The organism is Rossellomorea vietnamensis, from assembly GCF_008180415.1.
In the GTDB taxonomy this organism is placed as follows: Bacteria; Bacillota; Bacilli; order Bacillales; family Bacillaceae_B; genus Rossellomorea; species Rossellomorea vietnamensis_C.
The window spans coordinates 1-14,653 of sequence record NZ_VTEI01000024.1; the positions used below are offsets into that span (position 1 = coordinate 1).

The 14,653-nt window shown below is 43.0% G+C and carries 13 protein-coding genes and 1 pseudogene; 5 read left to right on the forward strand and 9 right to left on the reverse strand.

The window, feature by feature from the left end; all coding sequences use genetic code 11:
• Window positions 1-200, forward strand: a pseudogene (locus FZC78_RS24070) (group II intron reverse transcriptase/maturase); the annotation flags it as partial.
• 145 nt (window positions 201-345) lie between these two features.
• On the opposite strand, the gene FZC78_RS22390 reads toward FZC78_RS24070, so the two are convergent.
• The 6 genes from FZC78_RS22390 to FZC78_RS22415 all read right to left on the reverse strand — a co-directional run bounded on the left by FZC78_RS22390 (window position 346) and on the right by FZC78_RS22415 (window position 5,147).
• Window positions 346-756, reverse strand: coding sequence for a hypothetical protein (locus FZC78_RS22390; RefSeq protein WP_148942291.1), 411 nt, complete (start codon window positions 754-756; stop codon window positions 346-348).
• Window positions 757-885: 129 nt separating this feature from the next.
• On the reverse strand, window positions 886-1,137 hold the full coding sequence (locus FZC78_RS22395; RefSeq protein ID WP_148942292.1) for a hypothetical protein: 252 nt from the start codon (window positions 1,135-1,137) through the stop codon (window positions 886-888).
• 200 nt (window positions 1,138-1,337) lie between these two features.
• The gene (locus FZC78_RS22400) at window positions 1,338-1,943 is read right to left on the reverse strand and encodes a hypothetical protein (RefSeq protein ID WP_148942293.1); all 606 of its coding nucleotides are present in this window, start codon (window positions 1,941-1,943) and stop codon (window positions 1,338-1,340) included.
• 258 nt (window positions 1,944-2,201) lie between these two features.
• Window positions 2,202-3,359: a glycosyltransferase gene (locus FZC78_RS22405; RefSeq protein ID WP_148942294.1), complete on the reverse strand. Its 1,158-nt coding sequence runs from the start codon at window positions 3,357-3,359 to the stop codon at window positions 2,202-2,204.
• 97 nt (window positions 3,360-3,456) lie between these two features.
• Window positions 3,457-4,431, reverse strand: coding sequence for an LCP family protein (locus tag FZC78_RS22410; RefSeq protein ID WP_148942295.1), 975 nt, complete (start codon window positions 4,429-4,431; stop codon window positions 3,457-3,459).
• Between the two features lie 83 nt (window positions 4,432-4,514).
• Entirely contained in the window at window positions 4,515-5,147 is a 633-nt protein-coding gene (locus tag FZC78_RS22415) for a YigZ family protein (protein WP_148942296.1), read from the reverse strand.
• 971 nt (window positions 5,148-6,118) lie between these two features.
• Between FZC78_RS22415 and FZC78_RS22430 the strand changes: the two genes are divergently transcribed.
• The 3 genes from FZC78_RS22430 to FZC78_RS22460 all read left to right on the forward strand — a co-directional run bounded on the left by FZC78_RS22430 (window position 6,119) and on the right by FZC78_RS22460 (window position 9,578).
• Window positions 6,119-7,234 carry a sensor histidine kinase gene (locus FZC78_RS22430; RefSeq protein WP_435874214.1) on the forward strand — a complete coding sequence of 372 codons (1,116 nt, stop codon included), beginning with the start codon at window positions 6,119-6,121 and terminating at the stop codon, window positions 7,232-7,234.
• Window positions 7,235-7,267: 33 nt separating this feature from the next.
• Window positions 7,268-7,945 carry a response regulator gene (locus FZC78_RS22435; RefSeq protein WP_148942298.1) on the forward strand — a complete coding sequence of 226 codons (678 nt, stop codon included), beginning with the start codon at window positions 7,268-7,270 and terminating at the stop codon, window positions 7,943-7,945.
• 1,174 nt (window positions 7,946-9,119) lie between these two features.
• Window positions 9,120-9,578, forward strand: coding sequence for a hypothetical protein (locus FZC78_RS22460; RefSeq protein WP_148942299.1), 459 nt, complete (start codon window positions 9,120-9,122; stop codon window positions 9,576-9,578).
• A 129-nt stretch (window positions 9,579-9,707) separates the two neighbouring features.
• Here FZC78_RS22460 and FZC78_RS23970 read toward each other — a convergent pair whose 3' ends face one another.
• The 3 genes from FZC78_RS23970 to treR all read right to left on the reverse strand — a co-directional run bounded on the left by FZC78_RS23970 (window position 9,708) and on the right by treR (window position 13,699).
• Window positions 9,708-9,866, reverse strand: coding sequence for a hypothetical protein (locus FZC78_RS23970; RefSeq protein WP_187445062.1), 159 nt, complete (start codon window positions 9,864-9,866; stop codon window positions 9,708-9,710).
• Between the two features lie 837 nt (window positions 9,867-10,703).
• On the reverse strand, window positions 10,704-12,395 hold the full coding sequence (locus FZC78_RS22465; protein ID WP_148942300.1) for a methyl-accepting chemotaxis protein: 1,692 nt from the start codon (window positions 12,393-12,395) through the stop codon (window positions 10,704-10,706).
• 584 nt (window positions 12,396-12,979) lie between these two features.
• Window positions 12,980-13,699 (reverse strand): trehalose operon repressor, encoded by a 720-nt coding sequence (gene treR, locus FZC78_RS22470; RefSeq protein ID WP_148942301.1) that lies wholly within the window; start codon window positions 13,697-13,699, stop codon window positions 12,980-12,982.
• 113 nt (window positions 13,700-13,812) lie between these two features.
• Here treR and FZC78_RS22475 point away from each other — a divergent pair, with 113 nt between their 5' ends.
• Window positions 13,813-14,397 (forward strand): nuclear transport factor 2 family protein, encoded by a 585-nt coding sequence (locus tag FZC78_RS22475; protein WP_148942302.1) that lies wholly within the window; start codon window positions 13,813-13,815, stop codon window positions 14,395-14,397.
• Window positions 14,398-14,653: the final 256 nt, after the last annotated feature.

The window sequence follows — 14,653 nt, forward strand, 5'->3', positions numbered from 1 at the left end:
AGAAAGTTAAAACAAAACATAGAAACCTAACGAAGTTAGGAATACAAACTAACAAGGCTTGGGAATGGGCAAATACTAGGTTGGGTTATTGGCGTATCGCTAAAAGCCCCATCTTAGATAGAGCCCTTGATAACCAATACTGGTCGAATCAAGGGCTCAAGAGTCTGCTTATGAGATATCAAACTTTGCGTTTGACTTAATTGAAACCGCCGTATACCGAACGGTACGTACGGTGGTGTGAGAGGTCGGGGGTTAGTCACCCCCTCCTACTCGATTTAAATTAGAAACCTGCATACTTGTGATGACAATTAAAAATCCCTTCAGCAATCACTGAAGGGGTGGGATTTACTGCTTTATCTTTTTGTAGATGTTAAATAAAACTGGATTGTGCTTTACCAGCTTTGTAAGACGAGCCTTTATATTTATGCCTAGTATCGGATTGAAATCATATTCCAGGGTCTCCGGCCACATTTCTAGAATCATTTCCTTGAATAACTGATGATCAGGGCCTTTTCGATCTTGGACGGGTGTTTTCAAGAGCGCAAATAATAGTGGGCGGTTTGAAAAGGGAGAAAATTCTTCAATGGCATCATCTTGTTCTAATGGAAAAAGAGCTCCCCAATTTCCCATTCTTTGTTCCCAATAGAATAAATCCGCTATATTTATTCCTTGTTTCTCAGCCCAAGGTTTCGCGTCCCCATACCATTTCGTAACCTCATCTTTAAAGATTTCGGGAAACTTAGTAAAAGATATCAACTGTTCTTTTTCTGAATCGCCGGAACGTGCTCTTGGATAGAAGGCTTTCGCAATCTCTCCTCCATTTTCATTAACATTAATGATATTCTGGTTTTTATTATTGAAATAATGCCATTGAATATTGGTTGTTTAAGGAAGTGTTCGTGGGTAGAAAAATAGTTCATTCATTAGTTCTTTAAACGCTTCATTGACTGGCTCTGTCCGGATCACCTTCAAATTCAGCTGTAATCGTTGGGAAAGCTTCTGGGCAATGTGAACATCGCTCGATTGGGAAGTGTCCCTCTGGAACAAATAGAACTGTACATCGTCTTTAATGTCCTTGAAAGCGGCTAATAGGACTCTGGAGTCATACCCTGTGGTAAAGAGGCTGCCAAATAACATACCTTTGCTTGATTGCTTTTAATGACCCTTTCATAATCGCTGTAGTGAAACGAAAAATTTCGTCTTTCTCTGAAGGGACGGAAATTTGCAGATTCATTCTCTCCGCTTTTTTTCTGAGCCCATTATAATAATGGTTTGGAAGCACCTTACGAATTCTTTTATCGATCCAACGGTCTCCATACCAAGGAGATTTAAGAGTTTTATACTTTGCTGAAGAAAGGAGATCTGCCACTTCCGGCTCCAGGATCGGCTTTTGATCTTGTATTTTGAGTATTAAATCGGGATGAGATGAAGATATGGTTTCTCCGTTGGCTTCTGTATAATACAATTGGCGCAAAGAGCAGCGTCGGAGGCGCAATATACGTTCGACCCGTCATGAAGGAACGCTGCAAATCGTCCTGAATATCGTTCAAGTTGTTGATCCATTCTTCAACATTACCAGAATGATCAGCGATAGTAGTGAGAATGTCCATGTTTGACATCTCAGATAAATCTCCGTCTACAATGTACCCTGCCATTAAAAAGTTCAAATCAGGGTTATTTTCGGCTGTGCAGCTGAAAATCTCCAGAGGATAAGCAGAGTAAATTGTATATCCGCACCAGTTTGTGCTGGTTACATCAGCTGGATTAGTAAGCGTAGCTTTAAAAATACTTTCTATTGATTCGTTTTTCATCATAATGAACTGATTGGTAGGGAAAAACACTTTTGCCACCACTGTGGATTTATAGTTGTGAGCCCTCGCTTGACATGCTGCTTCGTATAATTTCGTTAGTAAGTCTCTAGTTGATAAAGGCTGTTTTCGCATAAATTGTTGCTTTCGGAAAAATCCCAAGAGCCGGATTTTTCCCATGGATATTGAGGTATTACTTTCTAAACGAGGAGCGCAGCTCTTTTCTTTTCCTGTTTACGAGTTATACTCGTGAATTAGGGTTATTTATTTGGATTTAGTATCAAATAGCAACAAAGTTTACGAAAAGAGCCTTGATAAAAGTGCTGGCCAGTGTTTACTTTATTGCATTCCGCGAGGCTGCTGCAGTGTTATCTTTCAGATTTGAATAAGCGATTAGCGGGCTTTGTGTTGAAGGATCATGCTTTCATAAATTTCTTCCAGCTTCTTATTTTGCTCATGAAGACTGAAGCGGTCTTTTACCCTCACAACACCCGCCTTACTGAACTCTTCCCACATCTGTTGATTCTCTAACAGAAACAATATATTTTCTGCAAGTTTCTCAGAATCCTTCGGTGGACAGAGTAATCCAGTTTCATTATGAGAGACAGCTTCGGGGATTCCGCCTGTTTCAAAGCTGGCAACCGGCAGTCCCATGGCTTGTGCTTCTGCAAAGACCATTCCAAACCCTTCAGATGCACCTGTTTCAATTTCAAGGCTTGGTACACTGAAGATTTTTGCCTTATTCATATGATGGAGTACTTCTCTATAAGGGATTTTTCCTAAAAACTCACTATTAACATATAGTTGAGATGCAAGCTCTTCAAGAGCGTGTCTCTCAGGTCCATCACCTGCGATAATCAATTTCGCATGAGGCTTTTGCTCGTTAACCATTTTCATCGCCTTGATAAGGTACTCACAGCCTTTGTTTTTAACCAGCCGTCCTGCAAATAGTATAGTATCCTCACGGGAGACAGTATCATCCCTTTTCAGTAGATCAAGATTGACCCCAATGTAATGGACAAGAATTTGTTTTTCTGGGAAGCCTTTTTGGATGAGCTTCTTCTTTATAAACTCTGATGCAGCGATAAAAAGGGCATTGCTATTCTGAAGTGTATGTATTTCTTTTGTGTAATTTTGAATATTATAAGACGTGCTTTTTCTTAGGTACTCATCCTTGGTCGTGACATCGTATCCATGAAAGGTGACGATATAAGGAATATTCAGCGATTCTGCAAGCGGCAGGCCCAATGTTCCATCAGGCCCAAAATGAGCATGCATGAGGACGGGATTTATCTTTTTAAGTTTTGGAAGCAGCACGCTTTTAAGCAAAACCTTTTTGAAATGTGTGCCTGTGATTCTGTTATTTAAAATAGAATTTTTCTTCATAATGAATAGCTCTTCAGCCGGTGTGAGGTCAAGGCCATTATCGATTTTGTAAGAACCGGCAAAGACTGGGGTAAAGTCCTTTAGCCCCTCGGCTTGAGTTTTGACAAATGTTTCGGAAGAAGGAAGTAATAGATCTCTGTAAATAAGCACCTTTCTTTCATTCATTGTTAAATCTCCTTTACATAGAGGATTGCTTCAAATATACGAAAACGAAATTCAGGAGGCAATTATCTGCCCTTGAATTTCGTTTCGTGTTGCAGCTCTAATACAGTGTTTCATGGTCCATATGTTCTTGAAGTTCTGCCTGCAATTCTTCTAATTGAACGGGATCTGGCTCGAAGTAGTAAATTCCGCCGTAATATTGGTCCGTTCCATTCAACGATACTTTTTCAATTTTGTCAGCATTGAAATTAGGATACTTCTTTTGTATGGCAAGCGCATGAGAAACTCTCATGTTGGTCTGTACGTTTTCTCCTATATGCTGTGCGATGTTATCCAGCTTTGTGAGGGAGGAAGGGGAAAGCATTTTATCCACCACTGCAGTTATGATTTGCTTCTGCCGGTCATTTCTTCCAAAGTCTCCCCGCGGATCTTGCTTTCTCATTCTTGCGTAAGCCAATGCTTTCTCTCCGTCTAATGTCATTTCACCTTCAGTAAAGTGAAGCCTGCGATTATCCACATCACTTTTTTCATAAAAATCAAATGGTACATCCACAGTAACTCCGTCTATTTCATCAATAATATCTTTAAATCCGCTGAATCCGACCGTAACATAGTAGTCGATAGGAATATTCAGCAAGCCTTCCACAGATTCTATGGTTGCTTCTTTTCCGCCAAATGCATAGGCATGGTTGATTTTATCTCTTTCAGCTTTGCCAGGTATCTCTACCAGGCTATCTCTAGGGATACTCAAAAGCTTTACATTCTGAGTATCAGGGTTAAAAGTAGCCACCATAAGTGAGTCGGTCCGGCCGTTTTCTCCTCCGGTAGAGTAATCTTCTACTCCCATAATTAACACGGAGAATGGATCCTTGCTGACCTCCACTGCTTCTTCACGCAGTTTTGATTTCTCTCCTCTTTCAAGTTCAGTAAAAGACTGGTTGGCTGCATCATAGGCGTTGTATACTATATAGCCACCAAAGGCGACTAAGGCAGTTAAGAGAAGTCCTATTACCATGATAATCCTTTTAATACGGAGCCTTCTTCTTTTTTTAGTCTTTTTCTCATATCTTTCCAAATATATCACTCCTGAGTATATGGTGCCTTCGGTAGTATATAACTAGTTAGTATATACAGCAATGAACGGTTGATTAAAATTTATTACATTTCCGTTTCCAAATAGTCTGTTTGATGTTCTGTTATAATTCCCTGCCCATTTGTGAGTTCAGTCATCCACTCGACAAATTCTTCTTTTTTATCTTCTTCGACATACGTTTCGATTTCGACAGTATCCAGGTAATGGATTTCTTTTAGCGGGAATTTAGACGATCTCACTTCGTTTTCGACTTTTCCCAGCAGGGTATATTCAATTTTAGTCTTCATCACCCGCATCAGGGTTCTTTCGACAATTCCGACAGCGTTGAGGCCCTCTGAGACAGATTTTCCGTACGCTCTGATCAATCCCCCTGCTCCAAGCTTGATTCCGCCGAAATAGCGTGTGACAACGACGACAGTGTCTTTCAAGTTGCGCTTCTTAAGAACCTCCAGCATCGGTACTCCTGCAGTTCCGCTCGGCTCTCCGTCATCGTTGGCTTTTTGTATAAGGTTATGCTCGCCGATCATGTAAGCAGAACAATTATGGTTGGCGTTCCAATGTTCTTTTTTTATAGTGTTAATAAATTCATGGGCTTCTTCTTCGGATTCAGCCCTTTTTATATGAGCGATGAAGCGGGAACGCTCTATATTGATTTCGTGCTGTCCGGCTTCTTTCACAGTCAGATATTTCTGCAGCAAAATCATTCTCCTCTCGTCGGGTTTATCTCTGGTAATATCGGGTATTGTTCATAATTCGACAAAAACAGCTTAATCTCTATTCTACTATATGAGAAGAGACAAAGCATTAATATTGTGTGCAAGCTTTAGTGCTTTAAAGCAGGATAGGGACTGCAGTGTTTGGTGCGGCCAAACTTTCGGGTCATGACCTCAAGAGAACATTTGCCTGTCGGGTCTGATCAGGCCGCTTACGCTTTTGGTGCCGTCCAGCTTCAGCGGCCAGCCCCTCGGGATCAAATAACCTCAAGAGAATAAAAGGGAAGGGCGCCTTTTTTTCTCTTGAGAACATTTGCCTGTCGGGTCTGAGCAGGCCGCTTACGCTTTTGGTGCCGTCCAGCTTCAGCGGCCAGCCCCTCGGGATCAAATAACCTCAAGAGAATAAAAGGGAAGGGCGCCTTTTTTTCTCTTGAGAACATTTGCCTGTCGGGTCTGAGCAGGCCGCTTACGCTTTTGGTGCCGTCCAGCTTCAGCGGCCAGCCCCTCGGGRTCAAATAACCTCAAGAGAATAAAAGGGAAGGGCGCCTTTTTTTCTCTTGAGAACATTTGCCTGTCGGGTCTGAGCAGGCCGCTTACGCTTTTGGTACACTAATGTGCTAAAGCGATACAGGGTAATATGTAACGAAATTTTAATATCCGACAAAATATGACATGGTATAATAGATGTGCCTTTAGATACTATTCAATTAAAAATATGCCTAGATGAATAAAGGAATTTACTGCATACTGTTGAATTCTTTACATAACCGATTAAATGGGGAAGGCTATATAGTAAATTGGATTCAAGCGCTGCCGTGCAGCATGTGCCTTTTTATCTAAATTTGGCCTTTGTGCTGACTTTTAACTATTTTGAAATAGTGATGAAATATATTCCATGTACAATAGGCTTGGTATTAAGGAGGGTCCCCGTGTCTATTAGAAAGGTGAACACCAATATGCTGGATAATATCTTAGAGCAGATGATCGACACGGTCGGGCGCAGTAAAAGTGATGTTTTTGAAATCGGCGAACAGTGTCGACAGGATTATGAATCGATAACAGAAGAATTGAAAGTAATTAGAGAGTCAGTATTCAAGGTCATTCAAGAAGGTGATGATCTTGAGAGGAAATCCAGGTTTGCCAGGAAAAGGCTCTCAGAAGTCAGCCAGCACTTTCAGAATTTCTCTGAAGAGCAGGTAAGGGAAGCCTATGAGCAGGCGCATGATCTGCAGATGAAGCTTTCCCTGAACAGACAGACAGAGGCCAGGCTCCGGGAGCGCAGGGATGATATTGAGCGGCGCATCAAGAATCTTCAGGATACGATCGACCGTGCAGAACAGTTGAATTCGCAAATCTCGGTTGTGCTGAATTATCTAAGCAGTGACCTTAAACAGATGGGCGCTGCCCTGGAGGATGCCAAAGAAAAGCATGATTTTGGGCTGCAGATCATTGAGGCACAGGAAGAAGAGCGGAAGAAGCTGTCTCGGGAAATCCACGATGGCCCCGCCCAGATGCTGGCGAATGTGCTCCTGAGATCGGATCTGATCGACAGGGTATACCGTGAGAGCGGTCCTGAAGCGGCTTTAGGAGAGATCAAGGATTTGAAAACCATGGTCCGTTCCGCGTTATATGAAGTCCGCCGGATCATTTATGACCTAAGGCCGATGGCGCTGGATGACTTAGGGTTGGTGCCGACCCTCACAAAATACTTAAGTACTATCGAAGATTATCATAACAGTACTTCCATCAGGTTTGTGAACGTCGGGCAGGTCAAAAGGCTGCCATCCAAGTATGAAGTCGCGCTCTTCAGGCTCATCCAGGAATCAGTACAAAATGCACTGAAGCATGCTGAAGCCAGGGAGATCCAAGTGAAGCTGGAGATTTCTAAAAGCAAGGTAACCGTCATCATCAAGGATAATGGAAAAGGATTCAACGCTAAAGAAAAGAAAAGTGGATCCTTTGGAATCATGGGAATGAGAGAACGGGTCGAGCTCCTTGAAGGAGAAATGAGCATCGATTCAAAAGCCGGCTCAGGTACCGTGATACTTGTACAAGTTCCATTAACATCATAAAATTTTTTCTCGTACACATAGGGGGGCGAAATCATGGCAACGAACATTGTCATTATAGACGATCATCAGTTATTTCGTGAAGGGGTCAAACGCATCTTAGAATTCGAACCAAGTTTCAACGTACTGGCAGAGGGAGAAGACGGTTCTCAAGCCATTCGATTGGTGGAAGAACATCATCCTGATGTGGTATTGATGGACATCAATATGCCGGAAATCAACGGTGTGGAAGCAACAGCTCAGCTGGTGAAGAAGCATCCGGATACAAAGGTGATCATTCTTTCCATCCATGATGATGAAAATTATGTGAGCCACGCACTGAAAACAGGTGCACTTGGGTACCTTCTTAAGGAAATGGATTCTGAGGCATTGGTTGAAGCCGTGAAGGTTGTTGCTGCAGGAGGTTCTTACATCCATCCTAAGGTCACACACAACTTGATTAATGACTACCGCCGTCTGGCGAATTCTCAAGATACAGGCGGTTTCAAACAAGCAGAAGTCAGACGCCCGCTGCATTTACTGACACGCCGTGAGTGTGAAGTACTGCAGATGCTTGCTGATGGCAAAAGCAACCGTGGGATCGGCGAAGCGCTGTATATCAGTGAGAAGACGGTTAAGAACCACGTGAGCAATATTCTTCAGAAGATGAGTGTGAATGACCGTACTCAGGCTGTTGTAACTGGGATTAAGAATGGCTGGGTAGAGGTTAGATAATTTGGGAGCGGGTCCTTTTTGGGCTCGTTTTTTTGTTGTTTAGGAAAATATAAATTCACCCTCTATGGATAACTTATAGCTGCATCCTCCACGTCCAGCTGCAGCGCCTAGCCCCTCGGGGTCAAATAACCCTCAGAGAATAAAAGGAAAGAGCACCTTTTTTTCTCTGAGGAACATTTGCCTGTCGGGGCTGGACAAGGCGCTTCCGCTTTTGATACGTCCAGCTGCAGCGCCTAGCCCCTCGGGGTCAAATAACCCTCAGAGAATAAAAGGAAAGAGCACCTTTTTTTCTCTGAGGAACATTTGCCTGTCGGGGCTGGACAAGGCGCTTCCGCTTTTGATACGTCCAGCTGCAGCGCCTAGCCCCTCGAGGTCAAATAACGCTCAGAGAATAAAAGGAAAGAGCACCTTTTTTTCTCTGAGGAACATTTGCCTGTCGGGGCTGGACAAGGCGCTTCCGCTTTTGATACGTCCAGCTGCAGCGCCTAGCCCCTCGAGGTCAAATAACGCTCAGAGAATAAAAGGAAAAAGCACCTTTTTTTCTCTGAGGAACATTTGCCTGTCGTGGCTGGACAAGGCGCTTCCGCTTTTGATACGTCCAGCTGCAGCGCCTAGCCCCTCGAGGTCAAATAACGCTCAGAGAATAAAAGGAAAGAGCACCTTTTTTTCTCTGAGGAACATTTGCCTGTCGTGGCTGATCAAGGCGCTTCCGCTTTTGATACGTCCAGCTGCAGCGCCTAGCCCCTCGGGGTCAAATAACCCTCAGAGAATAAAAGGAAAGAGCACCTTTTTTTCTCTGAGGAACATTTGCCTGTCGTGGCTGGACAAGGCGCTTCCGCTTTTGATACGTTCAGCTGCAGCGCCTAGCCCCTCGGGGTCAAATAACCCTCAGAGAATAAAAGGAAAGAGCACCTTTTTTTCTCTGAGGAACATTTGCCTGTCGTGGCTGATCAAGGCGCTTCCGCTTTTGTTCTTTGCCGGGATTCTCTGGGGCGGTTTGGGTGGTAGTCTCGAAGCCGGGAAGGCACAGGTCCTCTCTTTCGTTTGATTTACCAGCAGTGGCCACCCTGCGATGGTAAGAAAAAACCTTTTGTTCGTACTGCTGCATTAACGATAGGCCGATTGTAAATTTTACCACTATGGTATAATCATTAGGTTAAAAGGAGGTGAAACAGTGTACACGTTGTTAAAAAAAATCACATTATTAAGAAAGGTAATAGTTGGCGGCTTTTTATCAATAGGATTCCTCTTGATGGTGTTGGTAAATACCATAATACTTGGCGGAAAAGTTATGCTAAAAGATTATTTTATTGCATTTGGGCTTACTTCTATCATAAGCTTACTAATCATTGCTCCTCTTTGGTCTGCATTAAGTGATTTTATATCTGAGAGAACAACTAAGCATTATAAGAATAAGGTAATAATGTCTTGCTTATTACATTTATTAGGTGGGATACTAATGCTGTTTTTTATAACAGTCATCCTGGATCCGGGAAGCTATAGGAGTTTTTTCTTGGTTGATGTAAATTACTCCCTTATGATTTTGTATATGTTTTATTCAATGGTTCCAGCTTTAGCATTTTGGCTGGCTGATCGTTTATTCCTACAATACATAAACAAGCAAATTCAATAGTTTTTATTTTATTTCATGGAAGAGGTGGGTTATTCAAAAATCTGCAGGATGCTGAAAATCGACCGCGTACAGGGTGTAAGCCGTTATTACGTGGCAAAAGCTTAGCCCAAATAGCGATGTGCTCACGTATCACCCCATGTGATTAGCCAGCCGCATCCTTGTGTATCCGTCGATTTCCACCTCTCCGCCTGCCAGCAGATGTTCGAGAAGGACGCAGATCTTACGGCGCATACTCATTGTGTTGTTAAGTGTTTTACATGATTTAGTCCCTTTTTCGGTAAGTGTCATGTTTTAATCGTTCAAGTCATCGAGCTTATCCTCAAGAACTGCTATTTTCCCTTCCTTTATCCCATCCTTCGCGCTCGGTGATGTCACCCATGTTTTCCTTGGTTGGGGCATGGCCGCTCCTTCATTCGGTCCAAACGGTACATTAATCGCTGCAACGGATATACTTAAAAGCCAGGAGCCGCTTCTCTAGGAAGCCGGTACTGGCTTCTTTTAATAAGGCTGCTTTCGTAAACTTTGTTGCTATTTTGAGGTTAGCTTCCAAGCAGGTAAACCATCGCAAACCAAACTGGAGCGAATGATCAAACGAACCGAGGTAATAGGGTGCGGGTGTTTTCTTAATCGTATTTTATACAAGAGTGGGCGGTAGTTAGGCTAAAAACTTCAAAACCATATGATAATAGTGATTAAAAACCCTGCTATGTACGGGGCCTTTTATACATAAAAGAGAGCCAGAATTAGAGAATACGAGCAAGTAAACGGAGTTCATAGCCTTTTGCGAGCGGGTTAAACATATAAACGAGCGCATTATTCATAAATACGAGCGACCCATCAAATTACAATAGGGTGTTTACAAAACGCTCTTTTCGTAAACATTGTTGCTATTTGATACTAATTCTTAAAAAAACGAATCACAATTCACCTTAATAACCTGGTAATTACGAAAAGAAAAGAGCTACTTTCCTCGATTAGAGAGAAATCCCTTAGTATCCGGGGAAAAATCCGGCTCCTGGGATTTTTCCGAAAGCAACAATCTATGCGAAAACAGCCTTACAAAAATAAGCCAGGGCGCGCCCCTAGGGGACGGCTCCTGGCTTATTAGTGAGGTGATTCTTAATTTTAAAACTTAAATCTCCCGAGCTGTTCCTGCAGGTCTTGAGCCAGCTTGCTCAGTGATTCTGCGGAAGCTGTGATCTCTTCCATGGAGGCAGATTGTTCTTCGGCCAAGCCAGCTACCGTTTGGGTGCGGGAGGCAGCATTTTCCGAGATGGAACTGAAGGCTTCAAAGGAGGCTGAAACCTGCTGTGCGCTTGCGGCCATCTGCTCGGATACGCCGGTTACTTCCTGTACCTGGCTGGCTACATTTTGAGCAGATTCGAGGATGTCTTTAAATGTTCTGCCGGTATGTTCAATAAGGCTGACACCGGTGTTCACATCCTCTGTAACCTGGTTCATCTGGTCGACTGTTGTAAGAGTGTCAGCCTGGATGGATTGAATCAGGCCAGTGATCTGCTGTGCTGACTTGTTGGACTCTTCAGCCAGCTTTCTGACTTCATCAGCAACGACGGCAAATCCTTTGCCATGTTCACCTGCGCGCGCAGCCTCAATGGCAGCGTTAAGTGCAAGAAGATTTGTCTGTGAAGAAATATTGGTTATAGCGGCCACAATATTTTCGATTTCTTTTGAACGGTCATCCAATTTCTTGATGGCATGAGCTGTCTTGCTTACATTCTGTTCGATGGTTTTCATCTGGCTGAGAGCTTGTGTGATGTTATCCTCACCTGTCTGCGATTTTTGAGAGGTTTCGTCGGATGATTTTCCCACAGAAGCGGACGTGTTGGCGATCAGTTGGATACCACCGGCGACTTCCGTAATAGCCTGAGTGCTCTCCTGAACTTGTCTGAGCTGATGTTCGCCTCCAGAGGCAATTTCGTCCACGGAAGCGGAAACTTGCTGTGTTGCTGTATTGGTCTGTGCGGCGCTGGCCAACAATTGTTCAGAGGATGCAGCCACATTTTCACTGGCTTGATGAACGGACTGCAAAAGAGACTTCAGGTTGTGTGACATTTTATTGAAGGATTTTGTCAGAACAGCGACTTCATCCTTGGACTTTGTTTTTATTTCCTCTACATTTAAATCCCCGTCTGCAATCGTCTGTGCAAGGTGAGATAATGTAGAGAGAGGTTTGATTTTACGGAACAACAATACAAATGTAAAGACGACGGTGAGGAGCACAAGGACAGCACATATAATCATAATGATATTGCTCTTCATAAGATCATTTTCTGCTTCTATCACTTTATTGCCTGTCCACTTGTCCAGTTCACTATTAAACTGGTTTAAGGGTTTGGCAACTAATTCTTTGGCATTCTCATACTGTGTGCCGAATACTAGTGAACGTGCGAGAGTCAAATCGCCGCTCTTCACATACTCCATGGCTTTTTCTTCAAGAGCGATTAGTGCATTCGAATTTTGCTTCGATTCTTCGACCAACTTTAGCAAGTCAGCTGGAACCTTCATCTTTTCAAGCTCGGCAACAATTTTATCCCTGGTTTTCGTTTCATTTACTTCTTTCCAGTAGTTATCGTAATATTCGGTTTCCCCATATTGGGTGTAAGTCCTGACTTGATCAGTTAAATAGTCGGATGCAGATTGCAGTTGAATGGTAAGTGTAGCAGCTTGTTTTTCAGTTTGAGCCGCTTTCTGTTGCTTTTCGATGTTTACCTCTAGTGAATAGATGCTCCATGCAAGGAAGCCAAACAGAACTCCAATAATGATTGCTGTTCTTTTTAGCAGTGTGCTGATTCTCATTTGATTAACCCCTCTTCTAGGTGTATGTATACAAAATAATGTCTCTAAATGATATCGGTTAATATTAAAATGATTGAATGGATAAGATAAAAAATGATTTATTTAAAATATTTTGAAATTTATCCGCGCTTCCTTTTGGCATAAAAACTGCAGTTTATACTACATTGAGGAGCCAATCGGATGAGGGAAAAAGGACCAATCATTATTTTCAGCTAGAAATTTAAGATACCGTATTCGTTCATCTAATTGTTATTGAACCGATCAGCGGTGCTGTTGCAGCAGTAAAGAGGTTGGGTGAAGGAGATATGGCTGCCGCCGTTGAAATGCTTTTCACTCTCTGACTCAAAATTTAAACGAGCTGATAGGACACATTTAGATGAACAGGTAAAAGGCAGGGGGGGCTTCCCTATCAATGAACCCACCTAACAATATTCAATGGTCCAGACTTAAAAGATACACCAACACTAGTCAGATAAACTAAATTATACAGGTTCGCGGAAGCTTCTCAGTATAGAAAACTATCTCTGAAGAATGAGCACTCCCCAGACCACAAAAAAAAGGCAGCCGATACAGGGCAGCCTTTTTCAATGCTTCCGGCGGGCAAAATCAACGAAACGAAACTTATCGAGCCTGTGCCGGGACTCTGTGTATTGAAAGAGTGTCGTGTCTTCAAGGTGAACATAGTTTTTCACGACAACGACATGGTCATAGCCTGACAGGTCCAGGTAGGAGCGGTCTTCTTCTGTACACTTTTCGACGACGATTTCTTTTTTGGCATAGGAGATTGAAAGCTTCATTTCGTTCTCCAGGTATTCATAGATAGATTTCTCGCAGATTTCCTTGGTCAGGAGAGGGACGTTCTTTTTTAAAAAGAAGTCTTTATCCAGTATGATTCGCTCTCCTTTGATATTGCGGGCGCGGACAACCTTCCATACCTCATCATCCAGCTGGCATCCGAGCTGGTGGGCAAGGGTTTGATCAGGTTTGATCAAGCCGAAGTCATAGACGATGGTCTGTGATTCGCCACCGAGCGAGCCCTGGAGTTCTTTGAAGCTGACGAGCCCTGATATGGGAAAGCTCAATTTTGACACATCTAATACAAGCGACCCTTTTCCGCGGAGTTTTTGGATGAATCCGCGCTGCGAGAGGAGGGTGAGTGCTTTTCGTATGGTTTCCCGGGAAGTCTCGTAGGCTTCAGAAAGTTCATTTTCAGATGGAAGCGTTTCGTTTGCGGGATAGGTCCCGTCCTGGATTTTATCTGTAAGTTCCTGGTATATCTGCATATATTTATTGTTTTTTGTCATAATATCACCATATTTAGTTTACCATACTCCAGTAATTTCAATAAGAGGTTGAGAGTTTTGGGATTTTTCAGGTAAAATGAAGTTATCGCATATTTTAGAAAAGGGTGAAGGAATTGACTACACAGCTTTGGAAAAAATTCATGATAGGTCTTGGGGTCAGCAGCCTCCTGCTGGCAGGATGCAGCAATAATGAGGGTGCGGGCGAAACGGACAAGCCTGAAGAGAATACAGAAGAGCAGGCTGAGGAAGCTCCTGCTGAAGATCAAACAACGGCATTGCTGGAAGAAACGTCAGAGCTGAAAGAGGCTGAGGATGTTCCGGAAGAGGAAAAACAAGCGATTCTGGATGCATTTAACGAATATATTGAGTCATTCAATGATGAAGATGTTGAGAGGTATATGGCTTCTCTATCCGAAACTCCAGTGAACTTTGATTTGGAAAAGGAAGAAGAGGCAGTAAACAATATTTTCTCTAAGCTTGATGTGAGAAGAGAAGCTTCCAATGTGAAGATCGTAAACTACTCTGGTAAAAAAGCAGATGTGTACGCTGATCTGGAGGTTGTGACTTCAGACCCTGAAAGTGACAGGGAAGCTACGACGACTGGTAAGCAGCTGACGATTTTCCAGAAGACGGATGATGGCTGGAAGGTTTCAATGATTAAAGTGAAGCAGAATATTGAAGAGTCTGCGGAGGAATAGGATTTGGAAGTGTTACTAGATTAAAGAGACTCGTCTAATGGCGGGTCTTTTTGTTTTGTTTATATTTCGACTGGGGGCGGGGCTATTAAGTCCATTTAAATATGAAGGTTGTGGTGCTTGCGTCGGGGGCGCGTGTTTTTACGAGAAGATATGTATGAAGTTGGAGCTGCTTCGGTCGGGAAGCGGTACTTTTACGAGGAGATATGTATGAAGTTGGGGTTACTCCGGTCGGGAAGCGGTACTTTTACGAGGACAT

Bases quoted from the DNA above. Each gene is read 5' to 3' on its own strand.
- FZC78_RS22435 (WP_148942298.1), top strand. From the start codon at position 7,268: ATGGCAACGAACATTGTCATTATAGACGATCATCAGTTATTTCGTGAA.
- FZC78_RS22400 (WP_148942293.1), bottom strand. From the start codon at position 1,943: ATGCGAAAACAGCCTTTATCAACTAGAGACTTACTAACGAAATTATAC.
- FZC78_RS22465 (WP_148942300.1), bottom strand. From the start codon at position 12,395: ATGAGAATCAGCACACTGCTAAAAAGAACAGCAATCATTATTGGAGTT.
- FZC78_RS22395 (WP_148942292.1), bottom strand. From the start codon at position 1,137: ATGTTATTTGGCAGCCTCTTTACCACAGGGTATGACTCCAGAGTCCTA.
- treR (WP_148942301.1), bottom strand. From the start codon at position 13,699: ATGACAAAAAACAATAAATATATGCAGATATACCAGGAACTTACAGAT.
- FZC78_RS22405 (WP_148942294.1), bottom strand. From the start codon at position 3,359: ATGAATGAAAGAAAGGTGCTTATTTACAGAGATCTATTACTTCCTTCT.
- FZC78_RS22430 (WP_435874214.1), top strand. From the start codon at position 6,119: ATGCTGGATAATATCTTAGAGCAGATGATCGACACGGTCGGGCGCAGT.
- FZC78_RS23970 (WP_187445062.1), bottom strand. From the start codon at position 9,866: ATGACACTTACCGAAAAAGGGACTAAATCATGTAAAACACTTAACAAC.